This window comes from Pseudomonas sp. LB3P81, from assembly GCF_054897965.1.
In genome coordinates, this window is record NZ_JBUBVG010000001.1 from 4,687,567 (window position 1) to 4,707,685 (window position 20,119).

Annotated in this window: 17 protein-coding genes; 9 read left to right on the forward strand and 8 right to left on the reverse strand. The window is 61.1% G+C overall.

The window, feature by feature from the left end:
• The first annotated feature begins 106 nt into the window (after window positions 1-106).
• Entirely contained in the window at window positions 107-721 is a 615-nt protein-coding gene (locus tag ACYZTL_RS21755; RefSeq protein ID WP_461953465.1) for an NAD(P)-dependent oxidoreductase, read from the forward strand.
• Window positions 722-830: 109 nt separating this feature from the next.
• On the opposite strand, the gene ACYZTL_RS21760 is transcribed toward ACYZTL_RS21755, so the two are convergent.
• Window positions 831-1,712, reverse strand: coding sequence for a LysR substrate-binding domain-containing protein (locus ACYZTL_RS21760; protein ID WP_461953466.1), 882 nt, complete (start codon window positions 1,710-1,712; stop codon window positions 831-833).
• Window positions 1,713-1,871: 159 nt separating this feature from the next.
• On the opposite strand from ACYZTL_RS21760, the gene ACYZTL_RS21765 reads away from it, so the two are divergent.
• The 6 genes from ACYZTL_RS21765 (at window position 1,872) to ACYZTL_RS21790 (ending at window position 9,318) form a co-directional block, all read left to right on the forward strand.
• A complete protein-coding gene (locus ACYZTL_RS21765; RefSeq protein WP_461953467.1) occupies window positions 1,872-3,509 on the forward strand; it encodes a 5-guanidino-2-oxopentanoate decarboxylase in 1,638 nt (545 codons plus the stop codon).
• Complete coding sequence (locus ACYZTL_RS21770; protein ID WP_461953468.1) at window positions 3,506-4,966, forward strand: aldehyde dehydrogenase family protein; 1,461 nt, start codon at window positions 3,506-3,508, stop codon at window positions 4,964-4,966. Before ACYZTL_RS21765 ends, ACYZTL_RS21770 begins: the two co-directional genes overlap by 4 nt.
• Before the next feature lie 217 nt (window positions 4,967-5,183).
• On the forward strand, window positions 5,184-6,287 hold the full coding sequence (locus ACYZTL_RS21775; protein WP_461953469.1) for an extracellular solute-binding protein: 1,104 nt from the start codon (window positions 5,184-5,186) through the stop codon (window positions 6,285-6,287).
• Between the two features lie 204 nt (window positions 6,288-6,491).
• On the forward strand, window positions 6,492-7,400 hold the full coding sequence (locus tag ACYZTL_RS21780) for an ABC transporter permease (protein WP_461953470.1): 909 nt from the start codon (window positions 6,492-6,494) through the stop codon (window positions 7,398-7,400).
• A complete protein-coding gene (locus tag ACYZTL_RS21785) occupies window positions 7,397-8,245 on the forward strand; it encodes an ABC transporter permease (protein WP_461953471.1) in 849 nt (282 codons plus the stop codon). The genes ACYZTL_RS21780 and ACYZTL_RS21785 overlap by 4 nt, the downstream gene beginning before the upstream one ends.
• Window positions 8,246-8,262: 17 nt before the next feature.
• Complete coding sequence (locus ACYZTL_RS21790) at window positions 8,263-9,318, forward strand: ABC transporter ATP-binding protein (RefSeq protein ID WP_461953472.1); 1,056 nt, start codon at window positions 8,263-8,265, stop codon at window positions 9,316-9,318.
• A gap of 152 nt (window positions 9,319-9,470) precedes the next feature.
• On the opposite strand, the gene ACYZTL_RS21795 is transcribed toward ACYZTL_RS21790, so the two are convergent.
• The gene (locus ACYZTL_RS21795) at window positions 9,471-10,400 is read right to left on the reverse strand and encodes an AraC family transcriptional regulator (RefSeq protein WP_461953473.1); all 930 of its coding nucleotides are present in this window, start codon (window positions 10,398-10,400) and stop codon (window positions 9,471-9,473) included.
• 334 nt (window positions 10,401-10,734) lie between these two features.
• Here ACYZTL_RS21795 and ACYZTL_RS21800 point away from each other — a divergent pair, with 334 nt between their 5' ends.
• Both ACYZTL_RS21800 and ACYZTL_RS21805 read left to right on the forward strand, forming a co-directional pair.
• Window positions 10,735-11,088, forward strand: coding sequence for a putative quinol monooxygenase (locus ACYZTL_RS21800; protein ID WP_461953474.1), 354 nt, complete (start codon window positions 10,735-10,737; stop codon window positions 11,086-11,088).
• A 41-nt stretch (window positions 11,089-11,129) separates the two neighbouring features.
• A complete protein-coding gene (locus tag ACYZTL_RS21805) occupies window positions 11,130-11,360 on the forward strand; it encodes a hypothetical protein (RefSeq protein ID WP_461953475.1) in 231 nt (76 codons plus the stop codon).
• Here the strand turns inward: ACYZTL_RS21805 and ACYZTL_RS21810 are convergent, their stop codons facing one another.
• From ACYZTL_RS21810 to ACYZTL_RS21835, 6 genes are all read right to left on the reverse strand, one after another.
• A complete protein-coding gene (locus ACYZTL_RS21810) occupies window positions 11,361-11,990 on the reverse strand; it encodes a flavin reductase family protein (protein ID WP_461953476.1) in 630 nt (209 codons plus the stop codon).
• A 207-nt stretch (window positions 11,991-12,197) separates the two neighbouring features.
• Window positions 12,198-13,517 carry an MFS transporter gene (locus ACYZTL_RS21815; RefSeq protein ID WP_461953477.1) on the reverse strand — a complete coding sequence of 440 codons (1,320 nt, stop codon included), beginning with the start codon at window positions 13,515-13,517 and terminating at the stop codon, window positions 12,198-12,200.
• 445 nt (window positions 13,518-13,962) lie between these two features.
• On the reverse strand, window positions 13,963-14,991 hold the full coding sequence (locus ACYZTL_RS21820; protein WP_461950982.1) for an IS110 family RNA-guided transposase: 1,029 nt from the start codon (window positions 14,989-14,991) through the stop codon (window positions 13,963-13,965).
• A 134-nt stretch (window positions 14,992-15,125) separates the two neighbouring features.
• Window positions 15,126-16,457 (reverse strand): sigma-54-dependent transcriptional regulator, encoded by a 1,332-nt coding sequence (locus ACYZTL_RS21825; protein WP_461953478.1) that lies wholly within the window; start codon window positions 16,455-16,457, stop codon window positions 15,126-15,128.
• Window positions 16,451-18,217, reverse strand: a complete 1,767-nt coding sequence (locus tag ACYZTL_RS21830; protein WP_461953479.1) for a sensor histidine kinase — start codon at window positions 18,215-18,217, stop codon at window positions 16,451-16,453. Before ACYZTL_RS21830 ends, ACYZTL_RS21825 begins: the two co-directional genes overlap by 7 nt.
• A 228-nt stretch (window positions 18,218-18,445) precedes the next feature.
• On the reverse strand, window positions 18,446-19,969 hold the full coding sequence (locus tag ACYZTL_RS21835) for a fumarate hydratase (RefSeq protein ID WP_438662558.1): 1,524 nt from the start codon (window positions 19,967-19,969) through the stop codon (window positions 18,446-18,448).
• Window positions 19,970-20,119: the final 150 nt, after the last annotated feature.

The following is a 20,119-nucleotide window of genomic DNA, read 5'->3' on the forward strand; positions in this document are numbered from 1 at the left end:
GGGAGCGCTTCGCACTCCAGCGGGAGCAAGCTCCCTCGCCACAAAAAGCACCTTTGCCACATTAACCCGATTACCTCAGATACACCCAAGCCAACTGGAGAATGTCATGAGCAACATCGCAATCATCGGTGCCACCGGTCGTGCCGGCAGCCAACTGTTGGAAGAAGCCCTGCGTCGCGGTCATAGCGTTACGGCCATTGCCCGCGATACGTCGAAAATCGGCCAGCGTGCCGGGGTGGTCAGCAAGCGTGTCGATGCCCTTGATGCCCAAGCGTTGCGAGTGGCGATCTCGGGTCATGATGTGGTGATCAGCGCCGCGCACTTCGCGACCCTTCCTGCCAGCGCCGTCATCGGGCCGGTGAAACAGGCCGGGGTGAAACGCTTGTTGGTGGTGGGCGGTGCCGGTTCGCTGTTGTTGCCGGACGGTACTCGGGTGATCGACAGCGAAGGCTTCCCGGGGGAATACAAGGCAGAGGCCAGCGCCGGTGCGTTGTTTCTTGAAAACCTGCGTCAGGAAAAGGAACTGGACTGGACTTTTTTGTCGCCGTCGGCGGAGTTTGTCGAAGGTGAGCGCACGGGTACGTTTCGGCTCGGCAAGGATGATTTGCTGGTGAGCGGGGCGGGGCGCAGCTGGATTACGTTCGCCGATTATGCGATTGCGATGCTGGATGAAGTGGAGACGCCGAAGCACTCCCGTCAGCGGTTTACTGTCGGGTTTTAATCCAGGAACACCACAACTGTGTAGGAGCTGCCGAAGGCTGCGATCTTTTGATTTTCAATGAGTCAAGATCAAAAGATCGCAGCCTGCGGCAGCTCCTACAGGATTTGGCTCAACGTGATTGAGCCTGCTCCACCAACCACCCCATCAACTCGCGCAATTTCGGCGAAGGCCCGGGTTTCTCCGGGAACACCAGGTAATACGCCAACCCCGTCTTAACCTTCAATTCAAACGGCATGACCAGCCGCCCGGCGCTGAGATCATCGCCAATCAACGACCAGTCCCCAATCGCGACGCCCGTCCCTTGAGACGCCATCGACATCGCCAGGTCCAGCGTTTCGAAATGCTGGCCTTTGCTGACGTTGCTCAATTGAAGATTCGCCGCTTTCAGCCAGGCATTCCAGTCGCGCTCATCCCTTGTCGGGTGCAGCAGCAAGTGCTGTTGCAGATCCGCCGGTGTCTGCAATGCCGTCGGGCCTTCCATCATCGGTCGTGAACACACGGGCGTCAGTTGCTCATCGAACAGCAGATAAGACGTCAGCGCACTGTCCGGCGGCGCGCCATACATCACCGCCGCATCGAACTGCTCACGATGAAAATCCACGCCGTGCTTGACCGTGGTGGTCAGCTCCACCGGCACGTCCGGGCGCTCCCGTTGCCACTGCAAAAGACGCGGCAACAACCAGCGCATCACACAGGTTGGTGCCTTGAGTTGCAGGGTTTCGCGCTTCTCGCCGATCTGCTCCACCGCCTCGTCGATCAAGCCGAAAATCTGCTGCACCCGTGGCAGCCACTCCCGTCCTTCGGCCGTCAGGTCCAGGCCTCGGGCCTGGCGAATGAACAGCTCATAACCCAGATGTTCTTCCAGCCCGGCGATCTGCCGACTCACCGCGCCCTGGGTGATGAACAACTGTTCGGCCGCACGGGTGAAGTTGCAGCACTGCGCGGTGATCAGAAAAGTGTGCAGCGCCGGCAGGGGAGGCAATCGTTTCATTGGGATCCAAGGTATGACGTGAGGACATGGCTAGTATGACTTTTTATCCATTGTTGCGGCTACGTGTCGCCCGTTCCAATGAGGCCATCCCTGGACCTGCCCACTCATCATAAACACTGCGCAGGTCCGGCGTCTCAAACGAACAAAAAGGCAAAAGACATGGCGACGTGCGGCGAAGTATTGGTCAAGTTACTCGAAGACTACGGGGTTGAGCAGGTGTTCGGCATTCCCGGGGTTCACACCGTGGAGCTGTATCGCGGGCTGGCCCGTTCGAGCATCAACCACGTTACTCCGCGTCACGAACAGGGTGCCGGTTTCATGGCCGACGGTTATGCACGCACCAGCGGCAAACCGGGTGTGTGCTTCATCATCACCGGCCCGGGCATGACCAACATCACCACCGCCATGGGTCAGGCCTACGCCGATTCGATCCCGATGCTGGTGATCTCCAGCGTGCAATCGCGCAGCCAGTTGGGCGGCGGTCGCGGCAAGCTCCACGAACTGCCGAACCAGAGCGCACTGGTGGGTGGCGTGGCGGCGTTCTCCCACACCTTGATGTCGGCGTCCGAGTTGCCGGGCGTATTGGCCCGCGCCTTCGCCCTGTTCCAGGCCGGTCGTCCACGTCCGGTGCACATCGAAATTCCGCTGGACGTCCTCGTCGAAGAAGCCGATGACCTGCTCGGCAGCCTGCCGGTCAACATCGACCGCGCCGGTGCTTCGCCGAGCGCGATCAGCCGTATGACCGACCTGCTCGCCGGTGCCAAACGCCCACTGATTCTCGCCGGTGGCGGCGCCATTGATGCCGCCGCTGAATTGACTGAACTGGCCGAACTGCTCGACGCGCCGGTAGCGCTGACCATCAACGCCAAAGGCATGCTTGAATCCAGCCATCCGCTGCTGATCGGTTCGACCCAAAGCCTGGTCGCAACCCGCGCGCTGGTAGCTGAAGCCGACGTAGTCCTGGCGATCGGCACCGAACTGGCCGAGACCGATTACGACGTCACTTTCGCCGGCGGTTTCGAGATTCCCGGCGTGCTGCTGCGCGTGGACATCGACCCTGACCAGACCGTGCGCAACTACCCGCCGAAAATCGCCCTGGTGGCCGACTCGCGCTACGCGGCCCAAGCCTTGTTGAGCGCGCTGTCCCACAAGTCGCTGGCCGAGCGCCGCAACGATTGGGGCCAGGTCCGTGCCGCACGTCTGCGCGAAGACCTCGCCGCCACCTGGGACGCGCCGACACTGGCGCAGACCCGCTTCCTCGAAACCGTTTTGCACGAATTGCCGGACGCCGTGTTCGTCGGCGATTCGACCCAACCGGTGTACACCGGCAACCTGACCTTCAACCCGGAGCGTCCGCGCCGCTGGTTCAACTCGTCCACCGGTTACGGCACCCTCGGTTACGCCTTGCCGGCGGCGATTGGCGCCTGGCTCGGCGGCAGCGTTGAAAATGGCGCGCGCCCTCCGGTGGTGTGCCTGATCGGTGACGGCGGCCTGCAATTCACCCTGCCGGAACTGGCCAGCGCCGTTGAAGCGCGCACCCCGGTGATCGTCCTGCTGTGGAACAACCAGGGCTACGAAGAGATCAAGAAATACATGGTCAACCGCGCCATCGAACCGGTCGGCGTGGACATCTACACCCCGGACTTCATCGGTGTCGCCAAGGCGCTGGGCTGCGCGGCTGAAGCGGTCTGCGGTGTCGATCAACTGCGCCATGCACTGCGTTGCGCTGCCGATCGCCAAGGCCCGACCCTGATTGAAATTGATCAGACGTCGTGGATGAAGGCGGTGTCGAAATGAATTTCTCTGCGATTTTACCAACCACCCTCGACGGTCTGTTCATTGACGGTAAATGGTCGGCTGGCAGCGAACATCTGCGCGTGATCAATCCGGCTACCGAAGCGTTGCTGACCACTGTGAATGGCGGTGATGCTGAGGCTGTCGAACTGGCCGTGAACGCGGCGACCGAAGCCTTCAAGGCCTGGTCGCAAACCACCGGCGCCGAGCGTGGCGCGATCCTGCGCAACATCGCCGCAGGCGTGCAGGCCGGTCGCGAGCCGTTGATGCAGTTGCAGTCGAGCAACAACGGCAAGCCGCTGTTCGAAGCGGCCATCGACGTCGATGACGTGATCGCTACGTTCGAGTATTACGCCGGTCTGGCCGAAGGCCTCGACGCGAAACAGGACAGCAACGTCGAGTTGCCCACAGACGACTTCAGCGCCCGCGTGCGCCGTGAGCCGTGCGGTGTGGTCGGCCTGATCGTGCCGTGGAATTTTCCGATGGTCACCACCGCCTGGAAACTCGCCCCGGCCCTGGCCGCTGGTTGCTGCGTGGTGCTCAAGCCTTCCGAAGTGACGCCGCTGCCGGAGCTGGAACTGGCGGCGATCATCGCTGAGGCCGGGTTGCCGAAGGGCGTGTTCAACGTGGTCTGCGGCACCGGTCTGGCAGTAGGCGCGCCGCTCTCGGCGGACCCGCGCATCGCCAAGATTTCCTTCACCGGCAGCAACGCGGTCGGTGTGCAAGTGATGCAACGTGCCGCCGAAACCGTGAAGGGCGTGAGCCTGGAACTCGGCGGAAAATCCTCGCTGCTGGTGCTGGCCGATGCCGACATCGAACTGGCCGTGGAAGTGGCCTGTGGCGGTGGGTTCTTCAACGCCGGGCAAATGTGTTCCGCCACCAGCCGCGTGCTGGTCGCCGATGAACTGGCCGACGAATTCCTCCTGCGCCTGAAGGCGCGCGCCGAAGCCATTCGCGTGGCCGACCCGTTCGACCCGAACGTGGAAATGGGCGCGCTGGTCAATCAGGCGCAATACCAACGCGTGCTCGGCCACATCGATCGTGGTTTGAGTGCGGGCGCCAGACTGATTTGCGGCGGCAATCGCCCCGCAGATTTGCCGCGCGGTTATTTTTTGCAGCCGACCATTTTCACCGAAGTGCCCCTCGACAGTGCGTTGTGGTGTGAAGAGATTTTCGGCCCGGTGATCTGCGTGCGCAGTTTTGCGTCCGAAGCCGAGGCGATTGCCCTGGCCAACGACAGCCAGTTCGGCCTGGTGGCCAGCGTTGTAACGCGCGACGCCGAGGCCGCCGATCGGGTCGCCAACGCTTTGCAGGCGGGGCTTGTGTGGATCAACGCGCCGCAAGTGATCTTCCCGCAGACCGCCTGGGGTGGTTACAAGCAGAGCAGCATTGGCCGCGAATTGGGGCCGTGGGGCTTGCAGGCTTTCCAGGAAATCAAACACGTGATTCGCGCCGTTTGACGGCACGAAAAAGGTGAGCGCATGCCTTGAAAGGAGGCATGCGCTGGCGTCATGGCTTCAATGAATTTTTTTCGATAGTCAGGTGTTTTGCACGACCTCAGGATGAAACCGCCGGCTCAGCTCAAGCCCTTTGAATACGAGGGTTTACGCAGATCTGGCCGCGCGGATGCAACGGTTGCGACCAACCTCATACTTAAAAAAACAAAGGGAGTCCGTAATGGGCGAGCACGATCTGAACAGACGTCAATTCATCAAAACCGTGGGCGTGGCCTCGGTGGCAGCGGCGGCCATGAGCTTGCCCTTCGTCAAGGCCAATGCCAGTGACACCCGTTTCCAGGGCAAGACCCTGCGCTTGCTGACCTGGTCCGATGACACCGGCCTGGCTGCGCTGCGCAATATCGCGGCAACGTTCGAAGACAAGTACGGCTGCAAGGTCATCGCTGACCGCACCGGCAGTACCTCGGAAATGGTCGCCAAACTCAAGGCCGGCGGTGATCGTCCGCAATACGACATCATCACCCTGGCCGGCGTCGGCGCCGAAGGTCTGGCCGCCGCCAACCTGCTGGAAAAACCCGACCTCAACCGCATCCCCAACCTGGTCGATGTACCGGAAAAATACCGCACCGGCGCCAATGGGCACGGGATCGGTTACCTGCTCTGGTGCAACAGCCTGGTCTACAGCACCCGCTCCATCAAGGAAGCGCCGGACAGTTACGCCGCCCTGTGGGACGCGGACCTGTCGCCGAACATCTTCCTGCCGCCGCCGAACTGGACCGAGGCCATGGACCTGATCATCATCGCCGCCAAACTGGCCGGTGGTGACGAGCACAACATCGAGCCTGGCTTCAAGAAACTCGCCGAGCTGAAGAGTCGTGTGGTGACCCTGGGTGAAAACCCGAACCAGATCGCCGAGCTGTTCCGCACCGGTTCCCTGGACATGGGCGGCCTGTACGCGCCGGCCTTCTTCCCGAAACAGATCCGCGATCCGGCCTACGGCCTGGGCGCCACGTTTGGCATGAAGGAAGGTTTCTACACCGACCTGATGCTCTCGGTGATGCCGAAGAATCGTCCGGGCGATACCGACCTGACCTACGCCTTCATCAACCACTCTCTGGACCCGCTGGTGCAGGGCAAGATGGCTGAAGACATCTACAACGGCCCGGTCAACGCCAAGGCGATCATCTCCGCCGAAGCGCGCAAGAGCCCGTACATCCTCACGCCGGATCAGATCGCCGAGAAAGCAATCATGCACGACAACGCCTTCCTGGCCACCGTGCATGACCAATGGATTCGTCGTTACACGGAAATCTTTTCTTCCTGATTTTTGAGGTCTGAAGATCCATTGTGGCGAGGGAGCTTGCTCCCGCTCGGCTGCGTAGCAGCCGCAAAACCTGACACCGCGTTGTATCTGAACAGGCGCGTTGAATGATTAGGGGCGCTTCGCGACCCAGCGGGAGCAAGCTCCCTCGCCACAGGTTTTTGCCTTATCTCAGTCTTGCTGCTTTCCATTGACGAGACCCTTTCTATGGAACACCAACCTCTGACCCATCCGGTGAGTGTCGCCCCAGTGCGCGCCAACCGGGGTGTTTCGCCGACGGCGCGCGCCTGGTTTTTCCTCTCGCCGTCGATGCTGTTTCTCGGCGTGCTGATTGCCGCCAGCCTGCTGGTGCTGCGCATGAGCGTGGGCACCAAAGGCGCGGAATGGACCGGGTTCAGCCTGGCCAGCTACGCCCAGTTGCTGGAACCGTATTACCTCAAATCCTTGCTGCTGACCTTGCGCCTGGCGCTGATCAGCGCGGTGATCGCCGTCGTGCTGGCGATCCCGGTGGCCTACACCATGTCGCGCCTGACTTCGCCGTTTGTGCGCAGGATCTTCCTCGCCGCGGTGCTGCTGCCATTGCTGGTCAACCTGCTGCTGCAAAGCTACGGCTGGCTGGTGATTCTCGGCCCGGGCGGCATGCTCAATCAGGCACTGATGGGCCTGGGCCTGATCAAGCGACCGATCATGCTGCTGTACAACCAGAACGGCGTGTTGATGGGCCTGGTGCAAACCGCGTTCCCGTTGGCCGTGTTGCCGATTGCCAGCGCCATGCGCGGCGTCGCCCGCACCTACGAAGAGGCCGCCGCCACCCTCGGCGCCAGTCGTTTGCAGGTGTTCCGTCAGGTGGTGTTGCCGATGAGTTTTCCGGGGATCATTACCGGCGCGACGTTGGTATTCGCCTACAACGCCAGCAGTTTCGTGGTGCCTTTGCTGCTCGGTGGCCGGCGCGTGCCGATGCTGGCGGTGATGGTGCATGACCAGATCGCCCCGCTGATGAACTGGCCCGCCGCGTCCGCCGCCGGTGTGGTGCTGATCGTCACCACGCTCGCCATCATGACCTTGTCCGAATACATCACCGGCCGTCGTCGGCGCATGCTGGAGGCTTCGCAATGAGCGCTGTGATCAAGAAGCGTCACTCACTGTTGCCGGGCGATACCGGCAAATTTGCCGGCATCCTCTCGGGCTTCATTCTGCTGTTGGCGGTGCTGCCGATCCTGACCATGATCGTCATGTCGTTCAGCGGTGCGTCTAACCTCGACTTCCCGCCGAGCAGCTACAGCCTGCAATGGTACAAGGCTGCCTGGCACACCTTCGTGTCGCCGGATGCCAGCGATGTGCTGAGCCTCGGCAAAGCCATGTCCACCAGCCTGATGGTCGCGTGCCTGACCATGATCTTCGCCACGATCATCGCAGTGCCGGCAGCCTACGCGCTGACCCGTTGCGAGTTCCGCGGCAAAGCCGTGGCGTTGCAATTGATGTCGCTGCCCTTGGTGTTTCCGATGGTGGTGCTGGGCCTGGCGTTGCTGCTGGTGTTCGACAGCCTGCCGTTCCAGATGACCACCTCGCGGCTGGTGATTGCCCACGTGATTCTGGCGCTGCCGTTCGTGGTGAAAAACTGCACCGCGGCAATGCTTTCCATCGGCAGCGAAGTCGAAGAGGCCGCGCAAATGCTCGGTGCTTCGCCAACGCGGGCGATTGTCGATGTGGTGGTGCCGCTGATGAAATCGGGGATTCTGGCGGGGATGCTGCTGGCGTTCATCGTCTCGTTCAACGAATTCACCGTGACCTATTTCCTCTACACCATCGACGTGATGACCGTGCCGATCTGGATGTACAGCCGCACCGTATCGTCACTCGACCCCACCGTATTTTCGTTTGCCGTGCTGATCGTGCTGATCGACTTCGTCCTGATCTGGGCGCTGGAGAAGCTGGTCGGTGAAGGTGGCGTTTCGTTCTGATTCTTGAGGTGCTTCATATGTCTGGTCTGATTCTGGAAAACGTCGAGAAACATTACGGCTCGGCCTGCGCGGTAAAGGATGTGAACCTGCATTTGCCCGAGGGCAAACTGGTGTGTTTTCTCGGCCCTTCGGGTTGTGGCAAAACCACGCTGCTGCGGATGATCGCCGGGCTCGAAACCCTGACCGGCGGCGAGATTCGCCTGGACGGTGAAGACATCGGCCACACCCCGGCGCATCAGCGCAATTTCGGCATGGTGTTTCAATCCCTGGCGCTGTTCCCGCACATGACCGTGGGGGAGAACATCGCCTATCCGCTGAAACTGCGCGGGGTCAGCAAGGCGGATCAGCAGGCGCGGGTCGTGGAGTTGCTGGAACTGATTCAGTTAAAGGAAATGATTGATCGCCCGGTGGCGAAACTGTCGGGCGGCCAACGTCAGCGCGTGGCGATTGCCCGAGCGATTGCCAACCACCCGAAAATCCTTCTGCTGGACGAACCGCTGTCTGCGCTGGATGCCAAGCTGCGCGAGTCGATGCAGGTGGAAATTCGTCAACTGCAACAGCGCCTGAACATCACCACCATCATGGTGACTCACGACCAGCGTGAGGCGATGACCATGGCCGATATCGTTGTCGTGCTGGGTGAGCATCGGGTGCAGCAGGTCGGCACGCCGATCGAGATTTATCGTCATCCGGCGAACGAATTCGTCGCGGACTTCATCGGCTCGGGCAACATCTTCCCGGCCACGGCGCTGGGTAACGGCAAGGTGGGCTTGCCCGGTGGCGATGCGCTGGAAGTGCCGATCTGCAGCAGCATCGTGGTCGGCGAGAGGGTGAAAATGTTGATCCGCCCTGAAGACCTGCAATTGTCGCACCCGCAGGCGACGGCGGGGAACCGGTTGCTGGGCAAGGTGACGTTCGTGCGGGATATCGGTGCGACGATCGAGACGACCGTGGAGTGTTCGGGCGTGTCGTTTACGGCGTTGAGCACGCCGAGTCAGGGGTTTGGGTTGAGCATTGGCAATCCGGTGTCGGTGACCCTTCCGGCTGAGGCTTGCCGCGTACTCGGCGCCTGATCCTAGAGGTGGGTTGACTGGACTGGCCTCTTCGCGAGCAGGCTCGCTCCCACATTGGATCGTCTGTGAACACAACATTGTGAACACCGCCGATCAACTGTGGGAGCGAGCCTGCTCGCGAAAGCGTCAGTCGCAGCACCGCAAAAATCAGATCAGACCGTCAACCTTAACCGCGCCAAATCCCGCAGCGGCGGCGCCCCGAACAACCGGCTGTACTCCCGGCTGAACTGCGACGGGCTTTCATACCCCACCCGATACCCCGCCGCCGACGCTTCCAGCCCTTCCGCCAGCATCAACCGCCGCGCTTCCTGCAAGCGCAACTGCTTCTGATACTGCAACGGACTCATCGCCGTCATCGCCTTGAACCGGTGATGCAGCGTCGACACGCTCAAATTCACTTCTTTCGCCAGATCGTCAATGCGCAGCGGCTGCTCGTAATTGCCGTTGAGCCATTTGATCGCCTGGCTGATGCGGTGGCTCTGGCTGTTGGCGATGGCAATTTCATACAGCCGATAGCCCTGCTGACTGCGCAGCAACCGATAGAGAATCTCCCGACGAATCAGCGGCGCGAGCATGGCGATGTCTTTCGGTGTGTCCAGCAATCGCGCCAGGCGCAGCACTGCGTCAAGCATTGCCGTGTCGATCCGTTCGACATACAAACCGCGACCGGTAGGGCGGGTCGGTACGCCGAGCGGGCCGGCGTCGGCGATCAGCGCGGTGATTTCCGCCGGGTCGATGTCCAGCCGTACCGCGAGGATCGGTTCTTCAGACGTGACGTTCACTATTCGCCCGCTCAGGGGCATGGAGACCGACACCACCAGGTAATTCAGCGGATCGTAATTGAAGTATTCGTCGGCCAGCCTGACCTCTTTGCGCCCCTGCGCCATGATGCACAACGCCGGTTGCGCCAGCACCGGGGCGAAGTCATGGGACTGGCTGTGTTTACCCAGGAACAGCGATCCGACGGCGGTCGCATAATTGCCATCCTCCGTGGTGTTGCGGCGGATGATGGCCGCCAGTTCCGCGCGTTGTTTCTCCATGTCGGCGTCCAGCGGGGCTTGAAAGTGATCGAGCGACGACATGCAGGGCATCCTCGGCGAAGCAGTGGGAATGAGCTGAGCTTAAATTTGTGCAAGGCACAGCGGTAGACACATCCTGCGAAAAGCTTGCCTGATTCTGCACGGGGTTGAAGAGGTGCGCTGCTACGGCAGTCCATGGCAGGGAAAACTTGCTTGAATCTCGTCTTTCAGCTCGGCGACAGGAGTCACACATTGTTACAGGTACGGAATGCAGTCTCGCAGGATTGTGCAACAAGCCGGCAGGAATCGACTAACGGGGAGGCGTGCGGGCGCTTAACCTTGGATCCTGTCGCAGCCCGTCCCACGGCTGCCACTCGAGTACTTGGGAGGGTTGAACATGTCTACGCAGATCCCCGTCAGTCATATGGCCTTTGTCCGCGCCCGCGCCGGGCGTTCGGCGGAACTCGGTGCGCGCCTGAGCGCCTTGATCGAACCGTCGCGCACCGCGCCTGGCTGCCTGAGTTTTTCCCTGCAGCATTCGCAATGCGATCCCGAGTTGTGGCTGGTGTCCGGTTTCTGGACCCATCAGCAAGCCATGACCGCTTACTTCAGCACCCCGGCCATGGACGTTTTCGCCGAGCTGGTGCAGGAACTGGTGGTCAACAGCCTCGATTTTCATACCTTCAAAGAGGTGTCGGCCGTCCAGGCGCTGGGCCAGACCCAGTCGTGGGTACACAAAATGGCAGGTTGAGGGTTTAATGGCGCAATTCTCAATCAGCCAGGATCCGCGACATGGCACGCAAAGCCTTTGAACATTTCGAAGCTGTTTCCGCTGTAGTACCGGGCGAGGGCGGTTACCACGCCGCGATTGCCGTCAAAGCCCTGGGTGGTTCAGGGGCACCACGCTTTCACAAGGTTCTTGAAGGGCAACTCTTCAAGACCGCCAATGAGGCCGATTTGGCTGCCGCCAAAGAGCTGACTCGCCTTAAAGACGTCAAAGAAGACGCCGACCTGCTCTGGTAATTACTTGACCGCTCCCGGGCGGAACATCTTGAACAATGCCTCCGGGCCCAGCTGAAAATAGTCCGCTGGCCCGCCGCCGCGCAAAATCGGTTCTGCCGCGGCGGTGTCGTACACGCCGTCCTTCAGCAGCCATTTGGCAATGTGCACGGCCACCACTTCGCCGAGAATCAGCCAGCTCGGCACCACGTTGCCGTCGGCCCGCTGCAACTGAATGATCTGCGTGACCTTGCACTCGAAGGACACCGGGCTTTCGGCGACGCGTGGCACTTGAATGATTTTCGACGCTACGGGCGTCAGCCCGGACAGTTCGAACTCGTTGACCTCCGGCCCGACCATCGCGCAGCTCTGGTTCATCTGCTCGGCCAGCGGCCGGGTCGCCAGGTTCCAGGCGAACTCGCCGGTCTGCTCGATGTTGTTCAGGCTGTCTTTGCGTCCGACGCTGGAAAATCCAATGATCGGCGGAATGTAGTTGAACGCGTTGAAGAAACTGTAGGGCGCCAGGTTCAGGCGACCGTTGGCATCCTGCGAAGAAATCCAGCCGATGGGGCGCGGGCCGACGATGGCGTTGAACGGATCATGCGGCAGGCCGTGGCCGTTGGCGGGTTCGTAGAAGTGGATGTCGTCGGGCATGGCGCGGTTTCCTGGGGCATTGTTCGGGTGGCGTTCTGTAGGAGCGAGCTCGCTCGCGAAAAACGTTTGGACAACGCGTTCCTTCAGGCGGCCCACGTTATCGTTGTCGTCCATCGCGAGCAAGCTCGCTCCTAGTGGGCGGTGTCGACATAAAAAAATGGGGCAGACCCGGTAAGGTCTGCCCCATTTTTTGTTTCGCTGACGAGATTAGTCCGTCTCGATCCGCGAATGCTTGCGGGTGTCTTTCATGGTGATGTACACCAGCAACGACACGGCAATGCACGCGGTGACATACCAGTAGTAACCGGTTTCCATGCCGATGCTCTTGAACCACAGCGCGATGTATTCAGCGGTGCCACCGAAGATCGACACGGTCAGCGCGTATGGCAGACCAACGCCTAGCGCGCGAATCTCGGTCGGGAACAGTTCGGCTTTCACCACCGCGTTGATCGAGGTGTAGCCGCTGACGATGATCAGCGCCGCCATGATCAGGAAGAACGCGCCCCACCACGACTGGATGGTGTGCAGGGTGGTCAGGATCGGCACGGTGAACAGCGTGCCGAGGATGCCGAAGGCAATCAGGATCGGCCGACGACCGACTTTATCCGACAGCCCGCCGATGATCGGTTGCAGGCACATGAACAGGAACAGCGTTGCAGCGGAAATGGTGGTGGAGTCGGAGATGCTCATGCCGACGGTGTTCACCAGGTATTTCTGCATGTACGTGGTGTAGGTGTAGAACGCCAGGGTGCCGCCCATGGTCAGGCCGACCACGGTCATCAGTTCCTTCGGATGGCGCATCAAGGTGCGCATGGCGCTTTCCTTGGCCTTCTCTTTCTTGGTGAATGACTCGGTTTCTTCCATCCCGCGACGCAGGTACAGCGCGACCACCGCACACAGCGCGCCGATGGCGAACGGAATGCGCCAGCCCCAGGCGTACAGCTCTTCGGTGGTCAGGATGTTTTGCAGCACGATCAGCACGCCCAAAGCAATGAGCTGGCCGGAGATCAGGGTCACGTACTGGAAGCTGGAGAAGAAACCGCGACGGTCCTTGGTCGCCATCTCGCTGAGGTAGGTTGCCGAGGTGCCGTACTCGCCACCGACCGACAGACCTTGCAGCAGACGGGCGAAAATCAGCAGGATCGGTGCGCCGATGCCAATGGTTTCATAACCCGGGCTCAGAGCGATTACCAGCGAGCCGAAACACATCAGGTACACCGAAGCCATCAGCGCTTTCTTGCGACCGGCCTTGTCGGCGTAGAGGCCCATCAGCCAGCCGCCGATCGGGCGCATCAGGAAGCCCACGGCGAAGATCGCGGCGGTGTTCAGCAGTTGTGCGGTGGTGTCGCCTTTGGGGAAGAAGGCTTTGGCGAAGTACAGGGAGAAGGCGGCGTAGACGTACCAGTCGTACCACTCGACCATGTTGCCGACCGAGCCGCTGAAAATAGATTTGATGCGACTGGCGGTGGTTCTTTCTTTGACCGGCACGGCAGCCGACCCAAGGGGCAGGGCGTTGGAGTTATCCATTGAAGGATCCTTCGTTTAATTGTTTTTGTGGAGCGCGTTAAAACGCAGCCTGCTGGGGCTATAGCAGAAGGTGTGCCAATCGAGGGAGGGCCGGTTTAGAGGGGGTAAGAGGGTTTTGTGAGCGGAAATCCGCTTATCAATCAGAAGGTGGTGAGCAGGAAATCGCCGAAAAGATCGCAGCCTTCGGCAGCTCCTACATCTATGGTTACCCCCTTTTCTGCAATACTGTTTTTGATACGTGTTTGGCTTGCTTTCATCTATCCGGCGTCTGAGTGGGGGGGTGTCCCCGCGCCTCGATGAGAATCGATGCCCAACGACCCTAATTAGTGGAACGGCCTTTCAGCCGTGTAGGAGCCCAGGGTTGTCGTCAGGCCGGTTGGCCGTTCACGTCATCAGTTATCCAGCATCGCAAAACCAGGTGGGTGGTGCTCGGGTGACAGCGGGGTCAGGCGTTCATCGCGGCTGGCCCCGCATCGAATTCAGTGTGGTGGGCTGCAATCGCCCAAGCGATTCGGGCCAGCTTGTTGGCCAACGCACAGACCACAAGGTTGGAGTGATGGCGGGACGCCAAGAGCTGGCGGACCCAGTCCGCCAAAGCGCCTTTTTGTCGATCCAGCTGTATCAAGTACACGCGGGCGCACTGGATGAGCAGGCGTCGCTGGTTTCGATCGCCACGTTTGCTGATACCCAGCAGCACGGTTTTGTCGCCCGTGGAATGTTGTTTGGGCACCAATCCGATGGAGGCCGCATAGCCGCGCCCGCATTTGAACTGCTTGCCATCACCGAGCTCGGCAGCCAGGGCGCTGGAGGTGATCGGGCCGACACACGGCATGGTCATCAAACGCGCCGCCAGATCATCTTCAGCGGCCTGGCATTCCACGTCTTTATCCAGCGCTTTGACCTGCCCATCCAGGTAATTGAAGTGCCCATGCAGCAGCATCAGATTTTTCTTGATGCGTTCAGAAAATGAACTCACCTCAAGCAACGCTGGAAGCTCTTTGATGGCTTTGAAGCCGGCGGCGAGACTGACGCCCACCTCCAGCAGGGCGGCGTGAATCCGATTGACGGTCGCCGTGCGGTCTTTAATGAACGACTCACGTAGCGAATTGGCCATGGCCAGCGCCTGCTGGGCTTGGGTTTTGGGTGGTACAAAACGCATCGTGGGCCGGGTCGCCGCCTCGCAGATCGCTTCGGCATCAGCGAAGTCGTTTTTGTTGCTTTTTACGTAAGGACGCACCAGATGAGGGGCAATGAGCTTGGGTGTATGCCCGAGCCTGGCGACCTCTTGCGCCATGAAGTGGGCGCCGCCACAGGCTTCCATCACGACGGTGCAGGGCGCGAGATTTGCGAGGTGCTGCGTGAGCGCCACCCGCGTAAATTTTTTACGGTAAAGCTCATGGCCGCGATCATCTTGCGCATGCAGGTGAAAGGTATGTTTTCCCAGGTCGATGGCGGCGATAGCTACGTTGTTCATGGCAATGATCTCCGATGAGCCCCCTGTGAAGGTTAGTGGGCGATCACAGGGGGCGGTGGGGGTAGCCATTTCATTAGTGGATTGGCGTACACCCGTAGGAGCTGGCGAAGCCTGCGATCTTTTGATCTTAACGGTCATTCACCGAGGAACATCTCACGCGTCAACCCATGCCGCTGCATCTTTTCATTGAACGTGCGACGCGGCAGTTGCAGCTCTTCAAGCACCGCCTTCACATCGCCCTTGTGCCGGGTCAACGCCGCGCGCAGGCAATGCGCTTCAAACGCTTCCTGCTGCGCCGCCAGCGATTGCCCCGGATCGACGCCCTCGGGCGCAGGTTCACCCAGCCCCAGCACCTGACGTTCGGCCACGTTCGCCAGTTCGCGCACATTGCCGGGCCAGTCGTGGCTCAGCAAATGGCTCAACTGCGGGCCGGTCAGCGGTGGAAACGTCCGGCCCAACCGCTCGGCAGCTTGATGCGCAAACGATTCGAACAACAACGGAATGTCTTCGCGGCGCTCACGCAACGGCGGCAAGCGCAACTCGGCGACGTTCAGCCGATAGGCCAGATCCTCGCGAAAACGCCCGGCCCGCGCCTCGTCCAGCAAGTCCGGTTTGGTCGCAGCGATGATCCGCAGATCCACGCGAATGCTCTGGTTGGAACCCAACCGCTCAAGCTTCTGTTCCTGCAACACCCGCAACAATTTCACCTGCTGGGCCAGCGGCATGCTTTCGATTTCATCGAGAAACAGCGTGCCGCCATCGGCGTATTCGAGCTTGCCGATACGTTTGCCCTGAGCGCCGGTGAACGCACCGCTCTCGTGGCCGAACAGCTCGGCTTCGAACAACTGCTCGGGAATCGCTGCGCAGTTGAGCGCGACAAACGGCTTGTCGGCGCGTGGTCCGAAGTCATGCAGGCAACGGGCAACCAGCTCCTTGCCGCTGCCGGTTTCACCGCGGATCAATACGTTGACCGGCAACGCCGCCAGGTCCAGTACTTGCCGGCGCAGCGTCTGCAAACCACGGGACACGCCGAGCAATGTCGCGTCGAGTTTGGCGCGGTTGTCCGCCTGCTCATGCAGGGCGCGGTTTTCCAGCACCAGTCGGCGCTTGTCCAGCGCACGGCGCAGGCTGCCGAGCAGGGTTTCCGGGCTGAAAGGTTTTTCGAGGAAATCGTAAGCGCCATCGCGCATCGCATCGACGGCCATCGGCACGTCGCCATGGCCGGTCAGCAGAATCACCGGCAAGTCGGCATCGCGGCGCTGAACTTCGGCCAGCAGTTCCAGCCCGGTCATGCCGGGCATGCGCACGTCGCTGAGGATCACGCCGGGGTAATGCGCCGGCAGTTGCGCCAGGCATTCATCGGCGCGGCTAAACAGCTGCACCTCGAAACCCGACAGACTCAGCCATTGTTCGACGGCGCTGCGGATGCTGCTTTCGTCGTCGACCACCATCACTGAATTCAGCATGCGCCAGGCGCCTCCGGATCGATGGGCAGGGTGAATGTGAACACCGCGCCGTTGGCGTGATTATCGGCGCTCAGGCGTCCGCCCGATTCGTGAACGATGGCGAAGGATACGGCCAGACCGATGCCCAGGCCATCGCCCACCGGTTTGGTGGTGAAAAAGGGATCGAAGACCTTCGCCAGGTTTTCTTCGGCGATGCCGCTGCCGTTGTCGATGACGCTCAGACGCCAGAGCTTTTCGTCGGCTTCGAGGCGGACTTCCAGGCGTTTGCAGGGTTTATCCTGCATCGCATCCAGCGCATTGCGCAGCAAATTGATCAGCACCTGTTCCAGCCGGATCGCATCACCCCGCACCCACGCCGGACGGGTCAGGTGCAGCACAGTGCTGACCTGTTCATCACGAAGACGCGTGTCGAGCAGTTGCAACGATTGGTCCACCACCGAAGCCAAATCCAGACGCTCGCGCAAGCCGCTGGGGCTTTTGCGGGCGAAGGTTTTCAGGTGGCCGGTGAGGGCGGCCATGCGCGTCAGCATGTCATCCACCGGTTTGAGCGCCTTGTAGGCGTCGTCGACCCGGCCGTGATCGAGCAGCAGGCGCAAGGTCGCCAACTGCATGCGCTGCGCGGTCAGCGGTTGATTGATTTCATGGGCCAGCGCCGCCGACATCTGGCCGAGGGCCGCGAGTTTGGCCGATTGCACCAGGCCGTCCTGAGCCGTGCGCAGGTCGCGGGTGCGTTCTTCCACCAGTTGCTCGAGCTCTTCGCGACTGCGCTGGCGCATTTTCGCCAGACGCCAGCGCTGGTTGAGGAACAGCAGCAGAAACACCAGCGTCAGCCACAGGCCGGCAGCGGCGAGCGCGGCGTTGCGGCTGTCTTCAAACGCGACCTGCGGGCGGCGCAGCAGGTGCAGCGTCCAGCCTTCGGCGGTCAGCGGCAGGGATTCCCACAGGTAATCCGCTTTGCCGTCCGGGCCATCGACCCGCGCCAGTTCACTGTTGTCGTCGAAGCGGCGCAGCGATTGATAGTCCAGCAGCGTCAGCGGTTGCTTGTCGTATTGGCGGGTGGCCTTGAGCTCGGCGTGATCGCTGTCGCTTAATGGTTTCAATTGGCGATAGCGCCAGCCCGGCTGATTGGCGATGAAGATGATTCCGCGTGCGTCGCTGACCAGCAGCGTGTCGCTGCCCTGACGCCATTCGCGTTCCAGTTCCGGAAATTCGAGTTTCACCACCATCGCGCCGAGAAACCGGCCAGCGTCATCGGTGACGGCGCTGGACAGGAAGTAACCGGGAATGCCGCTGGTCACGCCCACCGCATAAAAGCGCCCGGTGCCCTGGGTTCGGGTCTGGCTGAAGTAGGGACGAAAACCGTAGTTGTGGCCGACGTAACTGCTGGGCAAACGCCAGTTGCTCGCCGCCACGGCGAGGCCGGTGTGATCGAGCAGTTCCAGGGTCGAGGACTCGGCGGCGCCGTTGATTTTTTCCAGTTTGCGGTTCAACGCGTCCTGCTGTTCGGCGGTGACCGGCCCGTTGAGCGCCGAACGCAATTGCGGATCGAGGGCGAGCACGGCGGGGAGGGCGCGGTAGCGTTCGATCAGGGTGTGCAGGGAGGTGGCGTACAAGCCCAGTTGCTGATTGGCGCGGGCGGCGTCTTCGACCAGGGCCTGACGCTCGGCGTGACGCATGGCCAGCGTGGCGGCGAGGGCTGCACCGGCGAGGATAAGAAAGGTGTACAGCGTCAGGCGCAGGGTGCGAGAAGACTCAGACATGCCGGGCATTACACAATGTTTACGGAGGGCCGGCACCATAACATGAGCAACCTGTCCTTGTAGGAGCGAGCTTGCTCGCGATGGTCGTGAACGATAACGCGGGTTGTCTGGATAAACGTGTTGTCCGGACGTTTTTCGCGAGCAAGCTCGCTCCTACAATGTTCCGCGTGAGCAACAAAAAAGGTGACAGGGTTGCTCCTGTCACCTTCGTTTTGTCAGTCGAAGCGCTTACTGCACTTCTACCGCCAGGCTTTCACTGATCTTTTGCTGCCAGATGGCAGGACCGGTGATGTGTACCGATTCACCCTTGCTATCAACGGCAACGGTGACTGGCATGTCCTTGACGTCGAACTCGTAGATCGCTTCCATGCCCAGTTCAGCGAACGCAACGACACGGGATTTCTTGATCGCTTGCGCCACCAGGTAAGCCGCGCCGCCGACTGCCATCAGGTAAACGGCCTTGTGGTCCTTGATCGCGTCGATTGCGGTCGGGCCGCGTTCGGATTTGCCGATCATGCCCAGCAGGCCGGTTTGCTCGAGGATCTGACGGGTGAACTTGTCCATCCGCGTTGCAGTGGTCGGACCGGCAGGGCCCACCACTTCTTCGCGCACCGGATCAACCGGGCCGACGTAGTAGATGAAGCGACCTTTCAGGTCCACCGGCAAGGTTTCACCCTTGTTCAGCATCTCGACCATGCGCTTGTGCGCGGCGTCGCGACCGGTGAGCATCTTGCCGTTGAGCAGGACGGTTTCGCCCGGCTTCCAGCTCTGCACGTCTTCCGGGGTCAGGGTGTCGAGGTTGACGCGACGGGCCGACGGGCCGGCTTCCCAGACGATTTCCGGGTAGGCGTCCAGCGGTGGCGCTTCCAGCGAGGCCGGGCCGGAACCGTCGAGCACGAAGTGCGCGTGGCGGGTGGCGGCGCAGTTCGGGATCATGCACACCGGCAACGAAGCGGCGTGGGTCGGGTAATCCATGATCTTCACGTCGAGCACGGTGGTCAGGCCGCCCAGGCCCTGGGCACCGATGCCCAGTTGGTTGACCTTCTCGAACAGCTCCAGACGCATCTCTTCGATACGGTTGGACGGGCCGCGCTTCTTCAGCTCGTGAATGTCGATGGATTCCATCAACACTTCCTTGGCCATGACCGCGGCTTTCTCGGCGGTGCCGCCGATGCCGATGCCGAGCATGCCCGGTGGGCACCAGCCGGCGCCCATGGTCGGAACGGTCTTCAATACCCAGTCGACGATCGAGTCGGACGGGTTGAGCATGGCCATTTTCGACTTGTTCTCGGAACCGCCGCCCTTGGCCGCCACGTCCACTTCCACGGTGTTACCCGGAACGATGGAGTAGTGGATAACGGCCGGGGTGTTGTCCTTGGTGTTTTTACGAGCGCCCGCCGGGTCGGCGAGGATCGAGGCACGCAGGACGTTTTCCGGCAGGTTGTAAGCCCGGCGCACGCCTTCGTTGATCATGTCGTCCAGGCCCATGGTGGCGCCATCCCAACGCACGTCCATACCCACGCGGACGAAGACGGTGACGATACCGGTGTCCTGGCAGATCGGGCGGTGGCCGGTGGCGCACATGCGCGAGTTGATCAGGATTTGCGCCATCGAGTCACGGGCCGCTGGCGATTCTTCGCGCAGGTAGGCTTCGTGCATCGCCTGGATGAAATCCACGGGGTGGTAATAGGAAATGAATTGCAGGGCGTCGGCAACGCTCTGAATCAGGTCGTCTTGCTTGATCACGGTCATGAGTCGCGCTCCTCTAAAAGACGGGAACATTCAATAAGGTGCTTGCAGCTTGGGTGCATCGGTCGGTTGCAAGCACCTTTCAAGGCACGCCGGGCATGCTGGCGCGACGCTAAAAAGGCGCGGCAGTATAACGCGCCTCGCAGGCGGGCA

Bases quoted from the DNA above. Each gene is read 5' to 3' on its own strand.
- ACYZTL_RS21755 (WP_461953465.1), top strand. From the start codon at position 107: ATGAGCAACATCGCAATCATCGGTGCCACCGGTCGTGCCGGCAGCCAA.
- ACYZTL_RS21760 (WP_461953466.1), bottom strand. From the start codon at position 1,712: ATGAAACGATTGCCTCCCCTGCCGGCGCTGCACACTTTTCTGATCACC.
- ACYZTL_RS21765 (WP_461953467.1), top strand. From the start codon at position 1,872: ATGGCGACGTGCGGCGAAGTATTGGTCAAGTTACTCGAAGACTACGGG.
- ACYZTL_RS21770 (WP_461953468.1), top strand. From the start codon at position 3,506: ATGAATTTCTCTGCGATTTTACCAACCACCCTCGACGGTCTGTTCATT.
- ACYZTL_RS21775 (WP_461953469.1), top strand. From the start codon at position 5,184: ATGGGCGAGCACGATCTGAACAGACGTCAATTCATCAAAACCGTGGGC.
- ACYZTL_RS21780 (WP_461953470.1), top strand. From the start codon at position 6,492: ATGGAACACCAACCTCTGACCCATCCGGTGAGTGTCGCCCCAGTGCGC.
- ACYZTL_RS21785 (WP_461953471.1), top strand. From the start codon at position 7,397: ATGAGCGCTGTGATCAAGAAGCGTCACTCACTGTTGCCGGGCGATACC.
- ACYZTL_RS21790 (WP_461953472.1), top strand. From the start codon at position 8,263: ATGTCTGGTCTGATTCTGGAAAACGTCGAGAAACATTACGGCTCGGCC.
- ACYZTL_RS21795 (WP_461953473.1), bottom strand. From the start codon at position 10,400: ATGTCGTCGCTCGATCACTTTCAAGCCCCGCTGGACGCCGACATGGAG.
- ACYZTL_RS21800 (WP_461953474.1), top strand. From the start codon at position 10,735: ATGTCTACGCAGATCCCCGTCAGTCATATGGCCTTTGTCCGCGCCCGC.
- ACYZTL_RS21805 (WP_461953475.1), top strand. From the start codon at position 11,130: ATGGCACGCAAAGCCTTTGAACATTTCGAAGCTGTTTCCGCTGTAGTA.
- ACYZTL_RS21810 (WP_461953476.1), bottom strand. From the start codon at position 11,990: ATGCCCGACGACATCCACTTCTACGAACCCGCCAACGGCCACGGCCTG.
- ACYZTL_RS21815 (WP_461953477.1), bottom strand. From the start codon at position 13,517: ATGGATAACTCCAACGCCCTGCCCCTTGGGTCGGCTGCCGTGCCGGTC.
- ACYZTL_RS21820 (WP_461950982.1), bottom strand. From the start codon at position 14,991: ATGAACAACGTAGCTATCGCCGCCATCGACCTGGGAAAACATACCTTT.
- ACYZTL_RS21825 (WP_461953478.1), bottom strand. From the start codon at position 16,457: ATGCTGAATTCAGTGATGGTGGTCGACGACGAAAGCAGCATCCGCAGC.
- ACYZTL_RS21830 (WP_461953479.1), bottom strand. From the start codon at position 18,217: ATGTCTGAGTCTTCTCGCACCCTGCGCCTGACGCTGTACACCTTTCTT.
- ACYZTL_RS21835 (WP_438662558.1), bottom strand. From the start codon at position 19,969: ATGACCGTGATCAAGCAAGACGACCTGATTCAGAGCGTTGCCGACGCC.